Genomic DNA, 6,226 nt, shown 5'->3' with positions numbered 1-6,226 from the left:
CGCGGTGTTGTCGGCGAACGCGGCGGTCGGTGCCAGCAGGACGCTGAACAGCACTGCAGCAATCGCACGCCAGGCGCGGGATGGGCTGTGAGGCTTGGTTGGCGAAGCGGGGGATGTATTGCGTGTCATGCTGGCCGGACCTGAGAGAAAAAATGAGTGAGCGTCCTTCCAGACCGTAACGGGTCGAGGACAAATGGGCGGTTATTATTGCAAGTAATTCTTGTTAACAGAAGTAATACAGTTACTTTATTTGTCGTTTTGCTGGCCGCTGGTCATCTGCGGGGGCTAACCTTGACCTTTAAGAACGGAGTTTTGTGATGTCTGCGCCTTCTGTGGTGATTGCCGGTTGCGGCGATGTCGGTAGCCGTCTGGCCACCCAATTGCTGGCCCAGGGCTGGGAGGTTCATGGCCTGCGGCGGGATATTTCGCGCCTTCCCAAGGGCGTTATCGGGATTGCCGGCGACCTGTTCAATGAAGACTGTCCCGATACCTGGCCGGTGGGCGGGGTGGATTACCTGGTGTATTGCGCGGCCGCCACCGATCACGACGAGGCGGGTTATCGTGCGGCATACGTGCAAGGGTTGCGGCATGTGCTGGAGTGGCTGAACGACTACGGCCAGGAGCCCAAGCACCTGTTGTTTGTGTCCAGCAGCAGTGTGTATGGGCAGCAGAACGGTGAGTGGGTCGACGAAAGCTCCGAGACCAAGGCAGGCGGTTATTCCGGCCAAGTCATGCTGGAAGCCGAGCAAGTGGCGTTGGATAGCGGCATTCCCGCCAGTGTCGTGCGCCTTACCGGGATTTATGGTCCAGGTCGGGAGTGGTTGTTGAGCCAAGTGCGCCAGGGCTATCGCGTGGCGATTGATCCGCCTTTATATGGCAACCGGATTCACGCCGATGACGCGGCGGGTTTGCTGGCGTTTTTGCTGCAGCACGTGGAGCAGGGGGGTGTGCTGGATAAGTGCTACATCGGCGTTGACGATGCTCCGGCCCCGCTGGCCGAGGTGGTTGCCTGGTTGCGCGAGTACCTTGGCGTGACCGAATGGGCCGAGAACGCCAGCGTGCGACGCGCCGGTAGCAAGCAGTGCAGCAACGCCCGGGCCAAGGCGTTGGGCTGGGTGCCGCGTTATCCGAGTTATCGCGAAGGGTATGCGGCGATCCTGGAGGGTTGATCGCGGCGTGAAGAAAAAGGAGCCTGAGGGCTCCTTTTTTGCGTCACTGTTTTTCCAGCAACCACTGTCGTGGCCCGGGGGTAAACGAGGGTACCTCGTCGGCCTGGGCGGTGTTGATCGCCTGGAAGATCTCCAGTTGCTTGCCCTTGCGCGCAAAGATCCACGGGTTGCCCTGGCCGTTCAACTGTAGCCAGATACTGTCGTAGCCGCCGCTCATGGAGGCGCAATCGCCCGCCAGGCACAGCGAGTACTGATCGGCGCCGGGCAAGCCGGACACCTGGCCATTGGCCTGGAACTGTACGGTGGCGCCTTCGCCAGTGCCGCTGCTGATTTTCCAGGTGCCGCCCATGTAGGCGGCGTACAGGGTGCGTTCGAAGTTGGCACCCAGTGGCGCGCCTTCGGGGGCTGGATCCTTGGCACGGGCGAACAGTTGCTCGGGCTCGTTATCATTGGCCCCTTGCAGCAGCAGCTTGCCTTTACGCTTGAGTTCAGTGGCGGAGCTGCCGTAGAAATCGACACTCCAGGCGCCGGATTTTTCACCCAGCAATTTGCCTTCAGCTACTTCAAAACCGTTGTAGTAGCGGGCCTGGGACGCTTTGGTGTTCACCTCCCATTCGAGGTTCGGACCATAGCTCTGCAGGGCTTCACGCAAAGGGCCGCCCTTGGCTGCCGCGTCGATGGCGGCTTGGTTGATCCAGGTGCCGCTCACATCCAGGTCGGCGGGATTGCTGGCGCAGCCGCCGAGCAACAGGGCGAGCAACGAAGAGGCAACGAGCGCTTTGCGCATTACGAAATCCTTCCAAGAACCAATTCGGCGCAGCCTTCCCGTGGAAGCGCTGCGCCGGATGTTTTACTCGATGACCAGAATGGCGTCCATCTCAACCTGCGCGCCCTTTGGCAGGGCGGCAACGCCGATGGCGGCGCGGGCAGGGTACGGCTGTTCGAAGTATTTGCCCATGATCTCGTTGACCTTGGCGAAGTGGCTCAGGTCGGTGAGGAAGATGTTCAGTTTGACGATGTCCTTGAACGAACCGCCCGCAGCTTCGGCAACCGACTTCAGGTTTTCGAAGACCTGGATGGTCTGGGCTTCAAAGCCTTCAACCAGCTCCATGGTTTTTGGGTCCAGTGGAATCTGGCCGGACATGTAGACGGTATTGCCCGCCTTGATCGCCTGGGAATAAGTACCGATTGCTGCTGGTGCCTTGTCGCTGGTGATAACAGTCTTGGTCATGAATGACTCCTTGTAATGGATGGGCTAGGCGCGCATGCGGGTGATGCGGATGACCCCGGTCAGGGCGCGCAGTTTCTTGATCACGCGGGCCAGGTGCACGCGATCGTGCACGCTGACCACCAGTTGGACCACGCTGATGCGGCCATCACGTTCGTCCATGCTGATTTTCTCGATATTGCCGTCGGCCGCGTTCACGCTGCTGGCCAGCAGGGCGATCAGGCCGCGCTGGTGTTCCAGCTCGACTCGCAGCTCGACGTTGAATTCGCCAGTGACATCCTTGGCCCACGAAAGCTGGATGCATTTCTCGGGGTTGTGGCGGATTTCACTGATGTTGCGGCAGTTGTCCAGGTGCACCACCATGCCTTTGCCCGCAGACAGGTGGCCGACAATCGGGTCGCCCGGTATCGGCGTGCAGCACTTGGCGTAGCTGAGCACCAGGCCTTCGGTGCCGCGAATCGCCAGCGGGCCTTCGGGGCTTGGCAACTGTTCGCCTTCGCCCAGCAAGCGGCGCGCGACCACATAGGCCATGCGGTTGCCCAGGCCGATGTCTTCCAGCAAGTCTTCGATCAGTTCCTGGCGGTACTCGTGCAACATCGCCTGCACGCGTTCGGCCGGGATCTTGTCCAGTGAGCTGTCGAAGCCGTTGAGCACCTTGTTCAGCAGGCGTTCGCCCAGGCTGATGGACTCGGAACGGCGTTGCAGTTTCAGGGCGTGACGGATGTGGGTGCGAGCCTTGCCGGTGACCACGAAGTTGAGCCATGCCGGGTTCGGGCGCGCGCCCGGTGCGCTGACGATCTCCACCGTGGAGCCGCTTTGCAGCGGTTCCGACAGCGGGGCCAGTCGACGATTGATCCGACAGGCTATGCAGCTGTTACCCACATCGGTGTGCACCGCGTAGGCAAAGTCGACCGCCGTGGAGCCTTTGGGCAGCTCCATGATCCGGCCTTTGGGCGTGAACACGTAGACCTCGTCCGGGAACAGGTCGATCTTCACGCTTTCGATAAATTCCAGGGAGTTGCCGGCACGTTGCTGCATTTCCAGCACGCCCTTGACCCACTGGCGGGCGCGGGCATGGGTGCCTTTTGGCTGCTCGTCGCCGGTGGATTTGTACAGCCAATGGGCGGCGATGCCGTTGTTGGCCATCTCTTCCATTTCGCGGGTACGGATCTGGATCTCGATCGGCACCCCGTGCATACCGAACAGCGTGGTATGCAGCGACTGATAACCGTTGGCCTTGGGAATCGCGATGTAATCCTTGAAGCGTCCCGGCAGGGGCTTGTACAAATTATGTACAGCACCCAGCACGCGGTAGCAGGTATCGACCTTGTCGACGATGATCCGGAACGCGTACACGTCCATGATCTCGTTGAAGGCCCGGCGCTTGCCGCGCATCTTCTTGTAGATGCCGTAGATGTGTTTCTGCCGGCCGCTGACTTCGCCCTCGATCTCATCGATCGCCAGGCAATGGCTCAAGGATTCTTCGATCTTGTTGACGATTTCCTTGCGATTGCCCCGGGCGCGTTTCACTGCCTGGTAGATGCGCGCGGAACGCATCGGGTGCATGGCCTTGAAGCCGAGGTCTTCGAACTCGATACGAATGGCGTGCATGCCCAGCCGGTTGGCGATGGGCGCGTAGATTTCCAGGGTTTCCTTGGCGATGCGCCGGCGTTTTTCACCGGACAGCACTTCCAGCGTGCGCATGTTGTGCAGCCGGTCGGCCAGCTTGACCAGGATCACCCGGATGTCCCGGGCCATGGCCATGGCCATCTTCTGGAAGTTTTCCGCCTGGGCTTCGGCCTTGGTCTCGAAGTTCATTTGGGTCAGTTTGCTGACCCCGTCGACCAGTTCGGCCACGGTTTCGCCAAATTGCGCACTGAGCGCTTCCTTGGCAATGCCGGTGTCTTCGATCACGTCATGCAGCATCGCGGCCATCAGGCTCTGATGGTCCATGTGCATGTCGGCAAGAATATTGGCCACGGCAAGAGGATGCGTGACATACGCCTCGCCACTGCGGCGGCGTTGGCCGTCGTGGGCTTGTTCGGCGTAGAAATACGCTCGGCGGACCAGGTTGACCTGGTCTGGGCCGAGGTAGGTCGATAAGCGATCGGCGAGGGCGTCTATGCTCGGCAAAGTATTAACTCCTGCCGTTGGCTGTGACCCCGCGCCGTGCTACGTCGACCAGGCATAGGCTTAGACGGCCTCGTTGGACTCGTCCTCGAACGCTGCAAACAGCGGTTCGTCTTCAACGATTTCGGCGTTGGCGATGAACTCGTAGCTCATCAGGCCTTCAGCGATTTCACGCAGGGCTACAACGGTAGGCTTGTCGTTTTCCCACTGGACCAGGGGCTCTTTGCCGCCAGTGGCCAGTTGACGGGCACGCTTGGTAGAGAGCATGACCAGCTCAAAGCGGTTATCCACGTGTTCTAGGCAGTCTTCAACGGTTACGCGGGCCATGGTATTCCTCGGAGCGAATGCAATATGCGCGCTGCCCGGTTGGGCGAGCGGACTGAACAGTTTAAAAAATCACCAGCGTTTAGGGAAGCGCTGATTTTTCGCAGGCCATCGCAAACGCGCTACAAGTGCCAATGTAAAGCCCCTGCAGCGGTTTTGGGAAGAGCCAATCAGCCGAGCAGTTCGGCCAATAATTTGCCGAAACGCTGCTGCTGACGCTTTTGCTGGAGCTGATTGGCGCGGAAAATCGCTTTCAGATCGTCCAGCGCGTGAGCGAAATCGTCGTTGATGATCAGGTAGTCGTAGTCGACGTAGTGGCTCATTTCACTGACGGCTTCACGCATGCGACCTTCGATGATCTCGTCGCTGTCCTGGCCACGATTGGTCAGGCGCTGGTGCAACGCTTCCAGCGAAGGCGGCAGGATGAAGATCGAGCGGGCTTTGGGCATCAGCTGGCGCACTTGCTCGGCGCCCTGCCAGTCGATTTCCAGGATCAGGTCGTGGCCTTCGTCCAGGGTCTGCTGCAGGTGGCTTTGCGAGGTGCCGTAGAGGTTGCCGAAGACCTCGGCGCGCTCCAGGAAATCACCGTGCTCGATCATCTTGACGAACTCGGTGCGCTCGACGAAGTGGTAGTGCACGCCGTTCACTTCACCCGGGCGCATGGCGCGGGTGGTGTGGGACACCGAGATGCGGATCTGCTCGTCAGCGTCGGTCAGGGCCTTGACCAGGCTGCTTTTGCCCGCGCCCGATGGGGCAGAAATGATGTACAGGGTGCCGGTGCTGTGGGTCATGTCAGGGTGCCTTACTCGATATTCTGTACTTGTTCGCGCATTTGCTCGATCAACACTTTGAGGTTGACCGCAGCCTGGGTGCTGCGCGGATCAAAGGCTTTGGAGCCCAGTGTATTGGCTTCGCGGTTGAGTTCCTGCATCAGGAAGTCCAGGCGCCGACCGGCGGCACCGGCGGACTTGAGCACGCGGCGCACTTCCAGAATGTGGGTGCTCAAGCGGTCGAGCTCTTCGGCAACGTCGCTTTTTTGCGCCAGCAGGACCATCTCTTGCTCCAGGCGCACCGGATCCAGTTCGGCCTGCATGTCGGCGAAGCGGTCCAGGACCTTCTGGCGCTGGGTGGCAAGCATCTGCGGCACCAGTTCGCGCAGGGTCACCACGTCTTCTTCAATGGAGGTCAGGCGGTCGCTGATCAGGCGGGCCAGTTCGGCCCCTTCACGCTCGCGGCCGGCCTTGAGTTCTTTCAAGCCTTGGTTGAACAGGGTCAGCGCCTCGGCGTTCAACGCCTGTGGGTCAGTGGCATCGGCCACCAGCACGCCGGGCCAGGCCAGGACTTCCAGCGGGTTGATGGCGGCAGGCTGCTTGAT

At 60.4% G+C, this 6,226-nt stretch carries 7 protein-coding genes and 1 pseudogene; 1 reads left to right on the top strand and 7 read right to left on the bottom strand.

What is annotated here, in order from left to right:
- A pseudogene (locus tag HX846_RS39480) lies at window positions 1-129 on the bottom strand (tonB-system energizer ExbB); the annotation flags it as partial.
- Between the two features lie 188 nt (window positions 130-317).
- Between HX846_RS39480 and HX846_RS07380 the strand changes: the two are divergent.
- Window positions 318-1,169, top strand: a complete 852-nt coding sequence (locus HX846_RS07380) for an SDR family oxidoreductase (RefSeq protein ID WP_008439436.1) — start codon at window positions 318-320, stop codon at window positions 1,167-1,169.
- Window positions 1,170-1,212: 43 nt separating this feature from the next.
- Here the strand turns inward: HX846_RS07380 and HX846_RS07375 are convergent, their stop codons facing one another.
- The 6 genes from HX846_RS07375 to HX846_RS07350 form a co-directional block, all read right to left on the bottom strand.
- A complete protein-coding gene (locus HX846_RS07375) occupies window positions 1,213-1,956 on the bottom strand; it encodes a hypothetical protein (RefSeq protein WP_178965193.1) in 744 nt (247 codons plus the stop codon).
- A 63-nt stretch (window positions 1,957-2,019) separates the two neighbouring features.
- Window positions 2,020-2,400, bottom strand: coding sequence for a RidA family protein (locus HX846_RS07370; RefSeq protein WP_003213288.1), 381 nt, complete (start codon window positions 2,398-2,400; stop codon window positions 2,020-2,022).
- 24 nt (window positions 2,401-2,424) lie between these two features.
- Window positions 2,425-4,530, bottom strand: a complete 2,106-nt coding sequence (spoT, locus tag HX846_RS07365) for a bifunctional GTP diphosphokinase/guanosine-3',5'-bis pyrophosphate 3'-pyrophosphohydrolase (RefSeq protein ID WP_008439435.1) — start codon at window positions 4,528-4,530, stop codon at window positions 2,425-2,427.
- 60 nt (window positions 4,531-4,590) lie between these two features.
- The gene (rpoZ, locus tag HX846_RS07360; RefSeq protein ID WP_003176920.1) at window positions 4,591-4,854 is read right to left on the bottom strand and encodes a DNA-directed RNA polymerase subunit omega; all 264 of its coding nucleotides are present in this window, start codon (window positions 4,852-4,854) and stop codon (window positions 4,591-4,593) included.
- A 167-nt stretch (window positions 4,855-5,021) separates the two neighbouring features.
- The gene (gene gmk, locus HX846_RS07355; RefSeq protein ID WP_003213284.1) at window positions 5,022-5,642 is read right to left on the bottom strand and encodes a guanylate kinase; all 621 of its coding nucleotides are present in this window, start codon (window positions 5,640-5,642) and stop codon (window positions 5,022-5,024) included.
- 11 nt (window positions 5,643-5,653) lie between these two features.
- Window positions 5,654-6,226, bottom strand: a 573-nt coding sequence (locus HX846_RS07350; protein WP_178965192.1) for a YicC/YloC family endoribonuclease, incomplete at its 5' end; no start/stop codon positions are given.

The sequence above is a fragment of the Pseudomonas sp. K5002 genome, from assembly GCF_013386655.1.
Classification (GTDB): domain Bacteria; phylum Pseudomonadota; class Gammaproteobacteria; order Pseudomonadales; family Pseudomonadaceae; genus Aquipseudomonas.
Note: the sequence above shows the minus strand (reverse complement) of the source record. Positions and strands in the feature narration are given on the sequence as shown.